This window comes from Ancylomarina euxina, assembly GCF_003863355.1.
GTDB classification, from domain to species: Bacteria; Bacteroidota; Bacteroidia; order Bacteroidales; family Marinifilaceae; genus Ancylomarina; species Ancylomarina euxinus.
In genome coordinates this window covers 176,737-194,066 of sequence record NZ_QQWG01000008.1, presented here as the reverse complement: position 1 = coordinate 194,066, position 17,330 = coordinate 176,737, and the positions used below count along the sequence as shown (strand labels likewise).

Genomic DNA, 17,330 nt, shown 5'->3' with positions numbered 1-17,330 from the left:
TAGACGCTGTGAAACAGTGGCTACATCTGTTTATTAGAGATAATATAAATACTCAAATCGTTAAATCAATAACTCACTCTTCATTCTTTAACGAATCATATAAGAAGTGTTTTGATATTTAATTGGTCTAATGCCATAATTTGAGATAAGATATAAAAAAGACAGTATTAAGCTTAAAGCGAAATACTGTCTTTTATTATTTAATAGACTCGTTTATCTAATCCAAATACCGAGCTTATAAACTAAAGAAGTATGAGAATACTTGTCTGATGTAAGCGTTGTCTTTAACACCTCCGGTTTCGCGAACAGAGTGCATGGCAAACATTGGATTTCCTATATCAACTGTGCGAATATCAATTTGACCCGTTGAAACATTACCTAAGGTACTACCTCCAACTAAATCGGAACGGTTCACAAACTTTTGGTAAGGCACCTCAGCATTTTTACAAAGGGTTTCAAATACAGTTCCTGAATCTCCATCGGTAGTATATTTTTGATTGGCGTGAATTTTAATAACTGGCCCTTTATTTATGAATGGACGGTTAGTAGGATCGTGCTTCTCTGAAATATTAGGATGAACGGCATGAGCCATATCTGCAGAAATCATAAATGAACTATAAATAGCTCTATGGAACTCTTCCATATTCTTACCTAATTTATAAACGATACGCTGCAAAAGATGACGCAATACAGGAGAACCCGCACCTTGTTTTGTTACACTACCCACTTCTTCGTTATCGAAGATGGCAAGCATTTGTGTTTTGTTAGTTGTTTTTGAATCTAACAAAGCTTTTAAACCAGCATGTGCCATAGCTAGATCATCTAGCTTAGGAGAAGAGATAAACTCTTCGTTTAATCCGAAAATGGTTCCTTTTTCAACTTCAAATAATGTTACATCAAAATCAACGATAGACTCAGCATCTATCTTTAATTCATCTGCAATTAGATTGATTAGGCAGTTATCCTTTTCCATCTCATCAGTGATCATCGAAAGTAAAGGCAACATATCCTTTTGCTGATTTAAAGCGACACCTTCGTTGACTGTACGATTTAAATGTATAGCAAGGTTTGGGATCACCATTAATGGACGATCGATCTTAACGAATAAGTGTTCTGGATTAAGAGGATCGTTTGATTGTACACAAACACGTCCTGCAATTGATAATGGACGATCCATCCAGGTATTTAGGATTGGAGCTCCATACACTTCTGTATTTAATTTGATGTAGTTGCCTTCAACTGCGATTTCAGGATTTGGTTTAATCTTAAAACCAGGAGCATCGCTATGGGCACATACTAATTGAAAACCTTCTTCTTCAATTTCACCTTCTCCAATAGTAAAAGCGAAAATAGCTGAACCATTTTTGCCTGTGAAATATTTACTTCCCTTGTTGATGGTCCATTCCTCTCGAAGATCCAATTCTTCAAATCCAGCTTCAACTAATTCTTCTCTAATATTGTTGACTGCGTGATATGTGCTAGGACTGCGATGTATGAAATCGATTAGCTCCTGCGCTTGTTGCTTTTCCAAACTCATAGTGATTGTTTATTGATTTAATTGCTTCGAGACTGTTACAAGTTTTGAAGCCTATTTTGTTTATGTATTAGAAATTCAAAACTATATCAATTATTACAAATAATAAACTGTTTTGCTTTTAAACTGTTAGCATTTATCGCAGTTTATTTTAGTTATGCTATAACTTTAGAATAAGTTGAAATACAGACTATTTATTGTAGATAAAAAAGCACCTCTCTATTCGAGAAAGGTGCTTGTTGTATAATGAGCTATTTTATAATTGAAATGGGTTATTCTTCAGATGAATCAGGAAGTTCTTTGTGGCGAAGATCGGTTCCATTTTGATAATAGATTGATGCTTCAGCAATATTTGTAGCATTGTCGGCAATACGTTCTATACTACTTAATATACTTCCAAAATTAAGAATATTGGTTACATCTTCAATGGCCACACTGGGAGGAGTACTTTTTCTCAGCATTCGATTAATGAGTTTCCGTTGCATATCGTCAACCACTTCATCATTCTGAATTGTCCAAATGGCAGTCTCATGATCTTCATTTTCAAAAGAATCTAAAGCTTTTTTTACCATGATCAAACTCATATCATACATGTTATGTATGGATTCTCTTTGATTTTCGGGTAATTGTTTTGGTGTTAAATCCATGAAAAAATGTAAAATATTGTTCAGCTGATCACCTATACGCTCCATATCGCCTAACATTCTTAGGTAGGATATGAGTTGACGAAGTTCTCTAGCCATGGGTTGTTGAAGTCCGATGGTTTGAATAATATTCTCGCTCATCTTTAGTTCTAATTGATCAAGCTTTGCTTCATTTTTCGAAAAAGATTCACGCTCTTTCTTCGACAAAGTATCTAAACCTGTTAGAATAACATTTTCCAGAGTCTCGAATTGTTCATACAGTATGGATTTCATTTTTTGGAAATCCTTATTTATCCCTTCAAATTTTTTATCTTTTTTTATCGACATTGTTTTTTGATTTAGTCGTTACACACTTTCCTTATAGGCCGATTACTATCAACCAAATTTCCCCATTAGATAGGCTTCCGTTCGCTCATCTTTGGGTGTTGTAAACATTTTCTTGGTTTTACCATACTCGACCAATTCACCCAGGTACATAAACATTGAATAATCTGATATTCGTGCAGCTTGTCCCATATTGTGTGTGACTAAAATGATGGTATAATTCTTTTTCAACTTTACGAGTAGATCTTCAATTTTTGCCGTAGCTATTGGGTCTAGCGCCGATGTTGGTTCATCTAAAAGAATGACCTCAGGCTTATAAGCTAATGCACGTGCAATGCATAAACGCTGTTGTTGCCCTCCAGATAGGAAGGTTCCTCTTTTGTGTAAAACATCTTTTGTCTCATCCCAAAGACCAACCTCACGAAGTGATCTTTCAACAATCTCATTCTTTTCAGAACGTTTCAATTTTATTCCGTTTAGAATATAAGCAGCAATAACATTATCATAGATGCTCATAGTTGGAAACGGGTTAGGACGCTGAAATACCATACCGATTTTGCGCCTTAATTGGATGGGGTTTATTTTATAAATATCTTCCCCACCAAGGGTGATACTACCTTTATGATGTGTTTCAGGATAAAGTTCGTGCATTCTATTGATCGCTCTTAAAAGTGTGCTTTTACCACATCCCGAAGGTCCCATAATAGCAGTGATCTTATTTTTTTGAATACCTGCAGAAACCTTATCTATAGAATATTTATCTCCGCCATACGATACTGATAATTCATCGATGTTCAGAATTGTAGATTCTATTTGGATAATTTTCTCATCCTCTTTATTTAGTATTGTACTTTCCATTTTTTTGCAATTGCTTTAGCTCCTAGATTCAAAAGAAAAATAATAAGGAGAAGAATTAATGAGGCTCCCCATATTAAATCGATAAGGTTTGGATCATTATAAAATTCCCAAACCAGTAAAGGAATGGCACTACTTGGTTGTGTGATGTCCAAATTGATGGCTGAGCTACCCAGTGCTGTAAGCATAAGCGGAGCTGTTTCTCCTGCAATTCTGGATATCCCAAGTATGATTCCAGTAGCAATACCACTCATTCCCGTAGGAAGGAGAACTTTAAATATAGTTCGATGATAAGGCACACCTAATGATAATGCAGCTTCTTTTAAAGTTGATGGTATCATTTTTAGAGTCTCTTCGGTTGATCTAATGATTGAGGGTAGCATCATGATCGAGAGAGCCACACTACCAGCCAGAGCTGAAAAGCCTGAAGTAACAGGTTTCACAATCCAGATATAGGCAATAACTCCCAATACAATTGATGGTACTCCTTGAAGCATATCAACAACAAAACGAACAAGGCCAGCCATTTTCCCTTTCGATGTCTCAGATAAATAGATGCCACATATTAAACCCAGTGGGATAGCAATTAGCGAAGCCATCCCAACAATAATGAGTGTTCCAACGATACCATTTGCGATACCTCCAGGAATAATCTCGTGGTTGACTTTAGCCATCATGGCCTCCATGGTATCTGGAGCAACTTCAATAAAAAAGTTTAAACGTATTTGTTTGTAACCTTTTTTTATGAGCTGATAGAGTATGGATAATAAGGGTAATGCAGAAATAAAAGCCAGAGACATCATGACAATGCTAAAAAGCCTGTCATTAAAGATGCGCCATTTGAGCTTTTGTTGCGATATAGAATTCGAAATATTCATGTGTTGTGAGCTTGATTAGGCTGTAAATTTTTTCATGATCATCTTACCTATTAAATTTAATATCCCCGTAAGGACAAATAGTAAAAGGCCCATTGCGACAAGCGATGTGTATTTTAAACCATCGGCTTCTCCAAATTGATTGGCAATTAAACTGGCCATCGTATTTCCCAGATCGAAAAGATTTGTTGGAATGTTGTTTGAATTACCAATTAGCATGGTTACAGCCATGGTTTCTCCAATCGCTCGTCCAAATGCTAAAATGAATCCAGCAAAGATGCCTGAGCCAGCATTGGGAATAATCACATTCTTTACGACTTCGAATCGGGTTGCTCCTAAGGAATAGGCCGCTTCTTTTAAATTTGAAGGCACCATATTTATAACTTCAGCACTTAATGATGATGCATAAGGAATAATCATGATGGCTAAAACGAATGATGATGTGAAAATGCCAAAGCCCTGAGCGTTTAAGCCTAGTTCGACGATGATGGGTTTTATGGTGTAAAAGCCCCATAAGCCATACACGACAGATGGAATGCCTGCCAATAAATCAATCATCGATTTTAAGATGGAAGCCATTCGCCCTTCTCTAAAATATTCGCCCAGAAATAAGGCTATAGAAAAGGCAAAAGGAAATGTAAATGCTAAGGCTAGGAGGGATGTTACTATCGTCCCGATTATAAATGGAAGTGCTCCATAACTTTCTCTCCCCTCAGTAGGATTCCAATCAGGGGAATAGATGAAACCAAAACCAAATTCTTTGAAAGTAGGAATTGATCCTATAATTAGAGTAACTATAATTCCTATAGCCATCATAAGAATCAAAACACCACTTAATTTTAAAAAATACTGAAACAGTCTTTCACTTTTCATTCTATAATTCTGTCGATCGGTTGTAATGAGTTTAAACATATCTCAATACAACTGGAGTTGTAGTAGTTTTCAAACGAATTTCGTTTGAAAGAAAGAAGAGGTCCAAAGCAAAGTTTTTATTTGCGAACTAATCAATTGAAAAACATAGATCTGCTCTGAACCTCTTTGTATTTTAATCTTGGTTATTATAAACCTTTACCGTTATAGGTCATCAGATCTAATATTTGATGAGCTTTTAAAACAGCCTTTTCAGGAAGTGGGGCATAATGCACTTTGCTGGTTTGTATTTGTGCTTCCTGTCCAAGAACCCAACTTAAAAGCAGTTTGGTTTGCATGGCTTGGTCTTTGCTTCTACCATTGTAGGATTGCTCTTTGTATACAATTAACCAGGTGAAACTTGAGATTGGGTAGCCTTGTTCAGCACTTGTGTTGGTTAATGTAACACGGGTATCGTTTGGAATTTCACCTGCAGCGGCATCGCTTACCGAGGCAACAGAAGGCTTAATGAAATTACCTGCTTGGTTTTGAATACTTGCAACTGGAATACCTTGTGCAAAAGCATATTCTGATCCAATATAACCAATAGCTCCTTCAGTAGAACTGATTGTGCCGGCAACGCCTGGATTTCCTTTGGCTGCGATACCAGTTGGCCAATTTAAAGCTTTACCTGCACCAATTTTTTCTTTCCAATCTGAACTCACTTTACTCATATAGTCGCTGAAAATAAAAGTCGTTCCACTTCCGTCTGATCTGTAAACAACTGTGATCGCTAAATCAGGAAGTTGAGCATCAGGATTGATTTTTGCAATTCTCTCGTCATTCCATTTTGTTATTTTCCCCATGAAAATACCTTCCATCAATTCCGATGTAAATTTCAGTTCTGGTTTGCCAGGAAGATTGTAGGCCGCTACAACAGCACCTAAACAAGAAGGAATATGTAGAACATCACCTGGCATTTCAGCTAATTTTTTATCCGAAAGGAAAGCATCTGTTGCGCCAAAATCTACAATCTTATCTTTCAGGCTACGAATACCACCACCTGAACCTATGCCACCGTAGGTTACTAAAAGACCTTTCGACTTGGTGTAAGTTTTGAATATTGTGTTGTAAAAGGGTTGTGGGAAAGTTGCTCCAGCTCCTGTAAGAGCTTTAGCCTTTTTCTCATTGCTTTGCTTTTTCCCAGAATCTCCACATGATGTCATCAGGGAAATTGAAATGATTGTTACTAGTAGTAATTGAAACTTTTTCATTCTATTGTCTTTTAAATATTTGTCTATTTTAAACTGATTTTGTGAACAGCTGTTTGATTTGTTCTGTCCATCAAATCATATTGCAAGTATACGGCTACAGCATTAAGCCAGTTTAAAAGGAATATTAATAAAACATTAGAATTGAAGCCCTCAATGTTAATTTAAGGTTTAGGATAGTGCGAAAATGAACTGTCTTTTGCCTGTATCTCCTGCAGATTTTGCAGATTATTGCGGATGTGATTATTTCATTCGTCATGTCCCGATAGCTATCCCTTAGGTTAGCATAGTCATGGTTAATACAATTGATATCGTATTTTAGTAGAAATTAACCAGTCAGCAGAAGTAAACTCGCGATAGCTTAGGGTTTTTGTGGGCCTTGCGTCATGCTCTGACTAAAAGGAAGCTGTAAATGTCAGAGTATGACTAATTATTGAGAGCCTCTCAAAAAAGTGAGACCCTCAAGCTAAATTTAATTTCTTAGGATTTATTGCTTCAATATCAATAATCGGAAGCCACTCCCATGAATGTTTTCGATTTTAATGGATGCATCTTTTTTAAGATACTTCCTCAGTTTGGTAATATAAACGTCCATACTTCGGGTTGTATAGAAATTATCATCACCCCATATGATTTTTAAAGCTTTTGTTCTAGGAAGGATTTCTTCTTCGCTTTCGCATAACAATTTTAGTAGCTCCGACTCTTTAGGAGAAAGTTTGTATTCAGTATTAGAACAAGAAAGGGTTCTTAAACGTGGAATAAATGTAAAGGTCCCAATTTTGAATTCACTTTTGTTATTCCCATTATCCTCGTTTAAGTTTCGGTTAAGAATAGCCTTAATTTTATAGATTAATAATTCCGAATCGAAAGGTTTGGTAATATAATCGTCAGCCCCAATTTTATAACCTTGTATGATATCTTCTTTAAGTGTTTTTGCGGTTAGAAAGATAAGAGGGATAGTCGGATTGAGATCTTTTATTTTTTTAGCCAGCGTAAAGCCGTCCATTTCCGGCATCATCACATCTAAAATGCATAAGTCGTATTCATTTTTCATAAAATGATCGTAGCCTTTTTGTCCATCATTACAATGGTCGACAGTGAAATCAGAAAGTTCGAGATAGCTTTTCATGACAGCTGCGAAATTTGCTTCATCCTCTACAAGTAATATTTTAATGGCAGTTTCCATAGCTTATATATTTAAAGGCAGACTGATCTCGACACAAGTCCCTTGCCCAATTTTACTAGTGACTTTAATATCTCCCATATGTCGATCAACAATCAATTTCACATAGCTTAATCCAAGTCCAAAACCTTTTACTTTGTGGATATTTCCTGTTTGTGCTCGATAGAATTTTTTGAAGATACGTTTTTGTGTTTTTTGATTCATACCCATTCCTGAATCCTTAATCCAAACACATATCTGTCGTCCCACATTCTTTGTGCCAATTTCAATTTCGGGCTTTCCCTCCGAGTATTTAATAGCATTGTCCAGCAGGTTGAAAAGGACATTGAAAAAATGAACTTCATCGACCTTTACAATATCATTAATGGCATCTAATTTCAGATTCAAACTTCCTTTTCGTTCGTCAATCTGGAGTAGAATATGCTCGGCGGCCTTTTGTATGCTTTCGTTTAAATGCAGTGCTTGTGGATTAATTTCCAATTCGTGTTTGCCATATAAAGACAATTGCATGATATTCTCAACCTGTTTATTCATTCGGTAGTTCTCGTCTTTAATGATGGCGGCAAAATATCGAATGCGTTCGGGCAGACCAATAACTTTAGGGTTGACGATTGAATCACTGGCTAGGGCAATGGTTGCAATAGGCGTTTTGAATTCATGTGTCATATTATTGATGAAATCCGTTTTGATATCGCTGATTTTTTTCTGCTTGAAAATGAAAATGACAGTGGCAACAAAACTGGCTAGAATAAATAAAGTGAAAATTCCCGAAAGAATTAATAAAGGGAGAATGCTCTTATAAATTAAGCTGCCGCGATTTGTGACAGCAACAAAGAGTTGATTGTTCTTTTTGAATACATCACCAGGGAATAGACTCTGTTTGTATTTCGAATTTAGTATGATAGGGTTTTGAATGGAATCAGAACTGAAGATGAGTTTATTATTTTGTTTGTTGGATACCCCAAACTGATAGTCAATATCGATATTTTCCTCCTGAAAAGCTAATTTCAATTGATTGGCAATATCCTCCTGATCGATTCTGTCTTCAAGTTTATTGTCCTTTAGTTTGTATTCGTATATAACCTTGCTGAATAAGTTTTCAATCTGCTTTTCCTTATTTTTTATTCGAATTAGGGTATCGGTATCTGTCAGATTAATATTAATGTCGATGGTCGAATCGTTATCATCTGATGAATTACCCTGAACCTTAAATTCTTTTCCATCTGATTGAATTAAGATTTTTGCTCTTGTTTCGAGAAACTTTTTTTTAGAAAGGGAGTCGTGATCTCCAGTAATTGTAATTTTTTGATGTTTTTGGTGAGTCTTATTATCGATAAACTCCGATATTTTGAGAATTTCGTTATCGTCACCATGAATCTCTTTAACCCAATTTAGGCCTTTGCCTATGATGTGAATGTCTTCATCTTGTTCTAAATTCTCAACTACAGTCTCTAATATATCTTTGATATTATCATCAAATTTTTTCTCTTCAATACGAATATTATTCTGAATCCATAAGACCTGAACCCCAATAATACCAATCAAAGAAATTGACATGAGAACGATAAGACCGATGATGAGTTTTTTATTCATAAGAACAGTTTAAATTTCGCTTATTACAAATTTAACAATTGAAGTCGTTTTTGACTCTTAATGAACAGCTAATTAAACTTAAGGAAAAGTTAAAGTTAGGTTTAATTTATTTCTCCCGCAGATTTCGCGGATTATCACAGATAAGAATATAATTGCTCCTGGTGATATACTATCTGTAGGTTTTGACTTGGAGATATCTTATCCCCTCAGAAGTCATTCTTTTTTTTCTTGATGAAACTTTTGTTTCTGTCCGTCATGTCCCGATAGCTATCGGCAAGCTGTAAATATAGGAACCCCATAGTAATTAATTTCTCCTCCTTGGTTAAGGAGGAGTACCCGATTGAGCGAGGGGGAGGTGGTTTGTTAATAATGAATTCCCGAAGATCCCATTGATTTTATCAGATATAAATTGAAGAGGTATTTACGGACATTAAGAATTTGGCAAACTTGACAGTATATATCTTAGTTTAGATTTAATACTTTAGTGATTTCATAATGAATATGATAAAATATTTAGATTGATGTTATATATACGTTATCACATATAAACAAATGAAGTACGTAACTTTTATAACTGTTTTTATTGCAATTTTAGCCCTGTTTTATTGCCAAAAGCAAGAGACTGAAGTTATAATATGTAGTACGATTCATGGATTTCATGAGAAAAATCCGAACTACACATATGAAAATTTGTTTTCTTTTATAGATTCCTATAATCCTGATATTATAGGAATTGAGATTAGGCAAGAAGATATGGATAGCACTGTTACTTATCTTAAAAAATTCTACCCATTTGAAATGTATGAGTGTATATCTAAATATATTGATAAGAAATTAGTGGGATTTGATTGGCTTGGCGAAGAATTGGAAGGGAAAAGTTTTCCAGATAATTATAGGAAAGAGATGAGTGTTATTAAAAGACTCGTGCAAGAACTAAATCAAGACAGCATAATGCTCAAAAAATTGTCTGCAATGGATGGCTTAGTAAAAATGAAAAATACAATTGTATTTAATGCTTCTCTCTGTGAACTAAATAATGGAAGGCTTGATTCAATTAATGCTATAGCTTTTGAAGGTTTAGCTGCAATATTTATGAATACCAAATATTCTGAAATAACCGATTCTTTTCTTCAAAGAGATGAGCATATCGCCCAAAATATTATAAGCATCATCAATGACAATCCTGGAAAGAAACTTCTTTTTCTAATGGGAGGAGATCATAAGAGTTATTCTTTTAAAAAGGTTAAACAGAAATTTGGGAATCAAATCCTGTTGAATAATAATTCCGAGTAAAAGAAGAATATGTGCTATCGCGCTAAATCTTAAAGATGGAGAAACACATATCCTTAAACGAAAAACGGCAAGCCACTTGTTTTAGAATCGAGTACAATTCTAGAACAGCGAACTTGCCGTCTTACACTCATGAAAGGTAAATTTAGAGTGGCGCTAATATCGCTTAGCGCACTCTGTATGCTATTATTTTTTCACAAACTTTTGAGGTTTGATCATTCTTTCAGGTTGTAGTAATTCGTCTAACATCTCTTTGGTCAATAGGTTTTTCTCTAGAACCAAATCGTAAACGCTACGGTTGTTTGCAAGAGCTTCTGATGCCAAAGACGATGAAGCTTCGTAACCCAAAGTTGGATTCAGTGCAGTCACAATACCAATACTATTAAGAACCATAGCACGACAAATCTCTTCGTTGGCAGTGATACCAGTGATACATTTTGTATTCAGAACGTTCATAGCATTCTCAAGCATCTCCATTGATTCCAAAATAGATCTAACCAATACTGGCTCCATCACATTAAGTTGCAATTGTCCGGCTTCAGCTGCAAAAGTTACAGTCAAATCGTTACCAATAACCTTGTAGGCAACCTGATTTACCACTTCTGGAATTACTGGGTTTACTTTACCTGGCATAATAGAAGAACCTGGCTGCATTGGAGGCAAGTTAATCTCATTAAAACCACAACGTGGTCCTGAAGACAATAAACGAAGGTCGTTACAAATCTTAGACAATTTAATAGCCAAACGTTTCAATGCAGAAGAATACATCACGTAAGAACCTGTATCAGGAGTCGCCTCAATAAGGTTTCCAGCCAATACAATATCCAAATTGGTAATTTGCTGCAAATGTCTCACCACTTTCTCTGAATACTCAGGCTCAGAATTAATTCCTGTACCAATAGCGGTTGCTCCCATGTTTACTTCGCGGAACAACTGTGCGTTTTGATTCAAACGAGCAATTTCTTCCTCAAGATTTACAGCATAAGCTTCGAATTCTTGTCCAAGTGTCATTGGAACCGCATCCTGAAGTTGGGTGCGACCCATTTTAATCACATGGTCAAACTCTTTTCCTTTGGCATGAAAAGCTTCAATTAATTGTTTCAATACCTCAATCAAACGTGTGTTGTGATTGATTAGAGCAATCTTAATGGCTGTAGGATAGGCATCATTTGTGGATTGTGAAAGATTGATATGATTGTTAGGATGACAGTGTTCGTAGTCACCTTTTTCGAATCCCATTAATTCTAAAGCACGGTTTGCAATCACTTCGTTGGCATTCATATTGGTCGATGTACCTGCACCACCTTGAATCATGTCAACAGGAAACTGATCGTAGAATTCGCCAGCCAAAACTTCTTCACTTGCACTAATAATAAACTGAGTCAATTCATCAGAAAGTAGACCTAATTCATTATTCGCTTTGGCTGAAGCCATTTTCACCATTGCCAAAGCATCAATAAATAGAGGATAGAAACTTAGTTTAACACCACAGATATCAAAGTTTTCAACGGCGCGGAGTGTTTGGATGCCATAGTAAGCATCAGCTGGTACCTCTTTATAACCCAATAGATCGTGTTCTTGTCTTGTTTTCATCGAAGAAATTACTAAAATTATTAATTAATCGATCTGATTGCTTTTATCCTTTATTATTGTGTCCCTTTCTGATTGATCTCTCACCTACTAGTGAATGAGATTGTCTAAGGAGGCTTTTGTTTCCAAGAATTCTTAAGCTCAGATTTGTTGTTTTTATTTCGGTTCAAAATTAGATGAAGTAACAGTATGCTGCTACAAAAGTGCCATGCTGTTCGACTTAAAATTAAACTCTTTATAGCCTACGCCAGGGTGAAATATCTCACTCCTATGTTGTGAAGCTTTTATTAATCAGTACTATAAAAAAAGAGGGGTATCTGATAAAACAGGTACCCCTCTTGGATAATTTGTAACAGTAAGTTTAAAATGCGAGGGGCATTTTATTTAAATTGTGAATTCAGACTGTTAACATTTTATTAATCTAAAATAACCAGAAGCCTAGTACATTTTAAGTCTGTAAACCATACCAATAGAGAAACGGTTTGTGTACTGATCTTTAAGTCCTAAGCTTTCAGTCAAATTGCTATCGTAATCGAAGTAGCGACCTGTATATGTGAAGAAGATCTTCAAACCATCAGCAATAGGGTGATATTCCAAACCAGTCATATAACCGTATGATGTACGGAACTCGTCGTTTAGGTTTGTATCGGTGTTACCATTATTGGTCGCAGTTTCGTACATACCTTTCACAAACATGTTGAATTTATTGTTCACACGGTAATCTACTTTCGCTACGAATGAGTTGTAAACAACATCAGAAGCACGCACATACTCACCACCATTAGCATTCACCATATCAGATACAATACCTTTACGATCGATATCCTCGTGAGAGTTCATCCAGTCGAATTGTAATTGTGCTTTCTTACCCAATTTTACTTGTGTACCTAAAGCAATATAGTTTGTATTCATATCCTTAGCATCTTCGAAAAGAGAGTAAGACCAACGAGTCTGTACAATACCGTTGAATAAGCTACCATTCCAGTTTAATGTATAACCCAATGCATTTTTGCTAGCTTCTACACCGTTTAAACCATTGTAGATGTTATCCATATAGTCGTTACGAGAATTCACAACCTGAAAACGGAATTCCTGACCTTTCATCTGGTATGCAAAATCCACACCTGTAAGGAAGTTATCCATATAGTCGATCATGTCGCTGTACTGGTAAATGTCAATAGGGTTCAAGTCGAACTCATATCCACCAAAAGCAGTACACTGCTTACCACCAGTAATGGTGAAGTTTTTTGCAACATCGATAGAGATAGACGCAATATCAGTAGCACGAGATAGGTTGTCTAAACCTTCGGCAGAAGTGCCACGGTTCATACGGTGACGCACACGGTAACGGATACCCTTAACCACTTCACCACGCATTTCCAAACGCATTTGGTTTGTTTTGAAATCGATTCCTTGATAATCGCCACCGTTTAAATAAAGGTTGGCAGAATTTTGAAGATTCAGGTAGAAGTTAAAAGAGTCATTCTTTTGATCTAAAGAAGCTATTTTTTTCTCTAAAGTTTTTAGGTTTAAAGCTTCCTGAGCCATTGATGTTCCACCTATGGTAAGAACAGCAACTAGTGCGATAATATATTTTTTTAAACTCATTTTGTAGTCGTAAACAGGTTTCTATTGTAAGTAATTTTGAGAGTTTTTTTTTGATTTTTCCCAGAAATTGGGAAAAGGAACCCCAAGGGGAAGAGAGCCTCTCGACTCTTCCCGAGGTCATAATTTAAACGATGCTGGAAATGATTCTACTGAATCAGATTTCTAGTACTCGTAAAACATTCTTTGAATTTCTTTGTAGTCGTTTGTCTTAGTCAAAGCCAACATCAAAAGGATTCTTGATTTCTGTGGATTCTTGTAAAGCGAAGCAACAAAGTTGAATTTTGCATCATCAACCTCAGCATCTAAAGTCGCTGATCCTGAAAATACACGAGAACTACGTACCACCTGAACACCGTCTTTTTGAGCAGCAACCAAAGCATCCATTACAGTTGGGTAAAGGTTACCATTACCTACTCCTGCGTGAATAAGACCTTTAGCACCATCTTTTACCAAAGCGTCAACAACAATAGCGTTTGCGTTTGAGTAACCGTAAATAATATCTACCTGAGGGAGTTTGTTCAATTTCGTGATATCGAACTCAGAAGCAGTTGTGTGCTTTGCGGTTGTTGCACGACGGAAAGTAGGCTGACCATTGTGCATATAACCTAAAGAACCGAAGTTAGGACACTGGAAAGTAGATACGTTTGTTGTGTTAGTCTTAGTCACATCATCAGCACCTAAAATAAGGTCGTTCATTGAAACCATTACACCACGTCCTTTAGAAGCAGGATTAGATGCTAAAGCTACAGCATTGAAAAGGTTCATTGGTCCATCAGCACTCATTGCTGATCCTGGACGCATAGATCCTACCAATACAACTGGCTTATCACTTTTTACAACAAGGTTCAAAAAGTAAGCTGTTTCTTCCATTGTATCGGTACCGTGAGTAATCACAATACCATCGCACTCGTCAGATGCTAACAATAAGTTGATTTTCTTAGCTAGTTTCAACCAAACGGCATCGTTCATTTCCTGGCTACCGATAGAAGAAATTTGTACGCCTTTGATTGTTGCCAAATTCATGACTTCAGGTACAGCTGCCAATAATTTATCAACAGTAACCACACCTGCAGTGTAATTGGTTTTGATGCTTGAATCACCTGATCCAGCAATGGTACCACCAGTTGCAATAATAGTTAGGTTTGGTAATGTTTGTGCATTAACGGAAGACATTGCTCCCATGGTAACTATCGCTACCAGTACTAATACTCGGGTTAATTTTTGTTTCAGGTTCATAATCTTAATTTTTAATAATTAATTAGTCGTAAGTTTTATTTTTGGTTTTTCTAGAATAGTATTGAAACTAATAGGAAGCCCATTGAAACAGCGCCAATGGTAGCCACCATTCCTGGAATCATGAAACTATGATTTAATAAGTATTTTCCAATTCGGGTTGTACCCGTTTGGTCGAAATTAATGGCTGCGACTACCGTTGGGTAGTTTGGAATAAAAAAGTATCCGTTTACTGATGGGAACATAGCAATAAGAGCTGGAGCAGGTATACCCAATGCAATACCCAAAGGCATTAGGGCACGAATTGTAGCTGCCTGGCTATAAAGCAAGATTGAAAGCACAAACAATGCTAAGGCAAACAACCATGGCATGTTGGTCACCATCTCCTTAATACCTCCACCCAGATAATCCATATTAGCTGCAAAGAAGGTATCACCCATCCAGGCAATTCCGAAGATTGCAATTACCGCCTGCATTCCTGCTGAAAAAACATTGCCTTTAGCAACGTCTTCAACTTTAACCTTTGAGAAAATCAGGATTAATGCTGCAATAGCCATCATCACCATCTCAATGGTCGCGGGCATGCCCATTTTGATCATCTCACCACCTACATTCCATACTGGACGTAAGCTTTCAAATGAACCAAACATCACAATAGCAAATGCTCCAAGAATAAATAAGGCAACTGATATTTTAGCGGAAGTTGGAACTTCTTTATCTACTCTTTCTGAATTCGATTTTAGTTTTCCTTCTTTTAGTCTTTTTTGGTATTCAGGATCGTCCTTTAAATCTTTTCCCATTTTATTGGCAGCAAATGCTCCCAATAATACGCCAAAAAAAGTTGCAGGAATACTGATCATTAATATATCGATCAATTGAAAATCGTAAGGTGTAAGCATACCCAATAAGGCAACGGTTGCTGCAGATATGGGACTTGCCGTAATAGCCTGTTGTGATGCAATCACTGCGATAGACAATGGTCGTTCTGGACGAACGCCCGTTTCTCTTGCCACCTCTGATATAACAGGCAGTATTGAATAACATACATGACCTGTACCAGCCACAAGGGTAAACAAATAAGATACAATAGGGCCATAGTAAGTAATCCGATTCGGATTCTTTCTAAGTACGCTCTCAGCCAGCTTTACCAGATAGTCCAATCCACCAGCGGCTTGCATGGCTGCTGCGGCAGTAATTACTGATACAATCATCAGCATCACATCTATAGGAGGTGAAGTGGGTTGTAAATTAAATCCAAAAGTTAAAATGGAAAGTCCAATCCCCCCCATTACTCCAAGGCCGATACCTCCCAATCGGGCTCCAACAAAAATTGCTATTAATACTACCGCAAATTCAATCCAAAACATATGTTTATTTCTTTATCTGGTTCGGAGGTAAAGATATATGGCTATTCAACATCAAATATGCGATGTAATCTGTTGCTGGACACGCAATTGGATGCGAGTAAGTCACTCGAGTCTAAAGGAAAATACATGGGCGATAGTGAAATATCTCACCCTAGCTATACTAGGTAGTTAGGTTTTTGTTCATTTGTTTTGTTTTTTCTAGATAGTCAATAACTTGTATGACAATAGGATTGGTTGTTGAAACTGTATTGTTTTTTTGTTATTTTAACACATGTGATTATATGGTGAGTTATTTTACTCCATGAATCCGAAATTAAGTAACTTGTATCATGCATGTTGAGAAAAAATAGCAGATATTTGCTGCTGAAATTTTTTTAATATTAAATTAATATGGATGAGAATTTAGAATTAGAGCAATACTTGAAGCATCCTTGCTTTTCATCCCTTTCTGGTCGGGATGTAAGTATGATAATTAATAATAGTACGATTCTTGATTTTAAGAAAAATGAAAATATTATAAAACAGGGAAGTTTTGCGACACATATATATTACGTATTAAATGGTTTAGCTAAGATTAATATAGAATCTGATGGGCGAAACAATACGATTCGAATGGCTCCACAATTTCGTTTCCTGGGTTTATCGCATGCCTTTTTTGATAAGACCTATCATATTTCGGCAACTGCCATGGAGAACTCCAGGGTTTTATTGATTGATATAGCCGTATTTAAACAATTAATAAAAACCAATGGTAGTTTTGCTATGGGTATTATCGAAACCATGTCGAAGACTTCACATAGGCAAGTCAAGCGAATGGTCATGTACAGTAATAAGAATGTAGAGGGAAGTTTGGCTACTTTTTTACTACACTATGCCCAAATGGAAAATTCCATGATCTTTAAATTGCCTTTTTCCAGAAAAGAGATTGCCGAGACCATTGGCTATTCCCGTGAAAGTGTGATTCATACCTTTTCAAAATTTAATAAGGAAAAGATTATCAAGGTTGAGGATAAATTGGTCGAACTTTTGAATGTTGACCTTTTAACACAGATAAAGAAAAAAGGTTAAGTCATTCTTACTATAAAGAATAAAAAAGAGGTCTAAATCATTAGAT

At 36.2% G+C, this 17,330-nt stretch carries 14 protein-coding genes; 2 read left to right on the top strand and 12 right to left on the bottom strand.

Features of this window, described 5'->3' with window-relative positions:
- Positions 1-235: 235 nt before the first annotated feature.
- From DWB61_RS10075 to DWB61_RS10040, 8 genes are all read right to left on the bottom strand, one after another.
- Complete coding sequence (locus DWB61_RS10075) at positions 236-1,537, bottom strand: M18 family aminopeptidase (protein ID WP_125030782.1); 1,302 nt, start codon at positions 1,535-1,537, stop codon at positions 236-238.
- Positions 1,538-1,806: 269 nt separating this feature from the next.
- Positions 1,807-2,505 (bottom strand): phosphate signaling complex protein PhoU, encoded by a 699-nt coding sequence (gene phoU / locus DWB61_RS10070; protein WP_125030781.1) that lies wholly within the window; start codon positions 2,503-2,505, stop codon positions 1,807-1,809.
- Between the two features lie 48 nt (positions 2,506-2,553).
- Positions 2,554-3,360 carry a phosphate ABC transporter ATP-binding protein PstB gene (gene pstB, locus DWB61_RS10065; protein ID WP_156190217.1) on the bottom strand — a complete coding sequence of 269 codons (807 nt, stop codon included), beginning with the start codon at positions 3,358-3,360 and terminating at the stop codon, positions 2,554-2,556.
- The gene (pstA, locus tag DWB61_RS10060; RefSeq protein WP_125030780.1) at positions 3,342-4,235 is read right to left on the bottom strand and encodes a phosphate ABC transporter permease PstA; all 894 of its coding nucleotides are present in this window, start codon (positions 4,233-4,235) and stop codon (positions 3,342-3,344) included. The genes pstB and pstA overlap by 19 nt, the downstream gene beginning before the upstream one ends.
- Before the next feature lie 15 nt (positions 4,236-4,250).
- A complete protein-coding gene (pstC, locus tag DWB61_RS10055; RefSeq protein WP_197091178.1) occupies positions 4,251-5,144 on the bottom strand; it encodes a phosphate ABC transporter permease subunit PstC in 894 nt (297 codons plus the stop codon).
- Positions 5,145-5,290: 146 nt separating this feature from the next.
- Positions 5,291-6,355: a phosphate ABC transporter substrate-binding protein PstS gene (pstS, locus tag DWB61_RS10050; protein ID WP_125030779.1), complete on the bottom strand. Its 1,065-nt coding sequence runs from the start codon at positions 6,353-6,355 to the stop codon at positions 5,291-5,293.
- A 484-nt stretch (positions 6,356-6,839) separates the two neighbouring features.
- On the bottom strand, positions 6,840-7,538 hold the full coding sequence (locus DWB61_RS10045) for a response regulator transcription factor (protein WP_125030778.1): 699 nt from the start codon (positions 7,536-7,538) through the stop codon (positions 6,840-6,842).
- A 3-nt stretch (positions 7,539-7,541) separates the two neighbouring features.
- Positions 7,542-9,128: a sensor histidine kinase gene (locus tag DWB61_RS10040; RefSeq protein ID WP_125030777.1), complete on the bottom strand. Its 1,587-nt coding sequence runs from the start codon at positions 9,126-9,128 to the stop codon at positions 7,542-7,544.
- Positions 9,129-9,680: 552 nt separating this feature from the next.
- Here DWB61_RS10040 and DWB61_RS10035 point away from each other — a divergent pair.
- The gene (locus tag DWB61_RS10035) at positions 9,681-10,421 is read left to right on the top strand and encodes a hypothetical protein (protein WP_125030776.1); all 741 of its coding nucleotides are present in this window, start codon (positions 9,681-9,683) and stop codon (positions 10,419-10,421) included.
- A gap of 183 nt (positions 10,422-10,604) precedes the next feature.
- On the opposite strand, the gene aspA is transcribed toward DWB61_RS10035, so the two are convergent.
- The 4 genes from aspA to DWB61_RS10015 form a co-directional block, all read right to left on the bottom strand.
- A complete protein-coding gene (gene aspA, locus DWB61_RS10030) occupies positions 10,605-12,011 on the bottom strand; it encodes an aspartate ammonia-lyase (protein WP_125030775.1) in 1,407 nt (468 codons plus the stop codon).
- Between the two features lie 435 nt (positions 12,012-12,446).
- The gene (locus tag DWB61_RS10025; protein WP_125030774.1) at positions 12,447-13,616 is read right to left on the bottom strand and encodes a porin; all 1,170 of its coding nucleotides are present in this window, start codon (positions 13,614-13,616) and stop codon (positions 12,447-12,449) included.
- A gap of 162 nt (positions 13,617-13,778) precedes the next feature.
- Entirely contained in the window at positions 13,779-14,852 is a 1,074-nt protein-coding gene (ansB, locus tag DWB61_RS10020; protein WP_125030773.1) for an L-asparaginase 2, read from the bottom strand.
- A gap of 50 nt (positions 14,853-14,902) precedes the next feature.
- Positions 14,903-16,216 (bottom strand): anaerobic C4-dicarboxylate transporter family protein, encoded by a 1,314-nt coding sequence (locus DWB61_RS10015; RefSeq protein WP_125030772.1) that lies wholly within the window; start codon positions 16,214-16,216, stop codon positions 14,903-14,905.
- A 390-nt stretch (positions 16,217-16,606) separates the two neighbouring features.
- Between DWB61_RS10015 and DWB61_RS10010 the strand changes: the two genes are divergently transcribed.
- Positions 16,607-17,284 carry a Crp/Fnr family transcriptional regulator gene (locus tag DWB61_RS10010; RefSeq protein ID WP_125030771.1) on the top strand — a complete coding sequence of 226 codons (678 nt, stop codon included), beginning with the start codon at positions 16,607-16,609 and terminating at the stop codon, positions 17,282-17,284.
- The last annotated feature ends 46 nt before the right edge of the window (positions 17,285-17,330 follow it).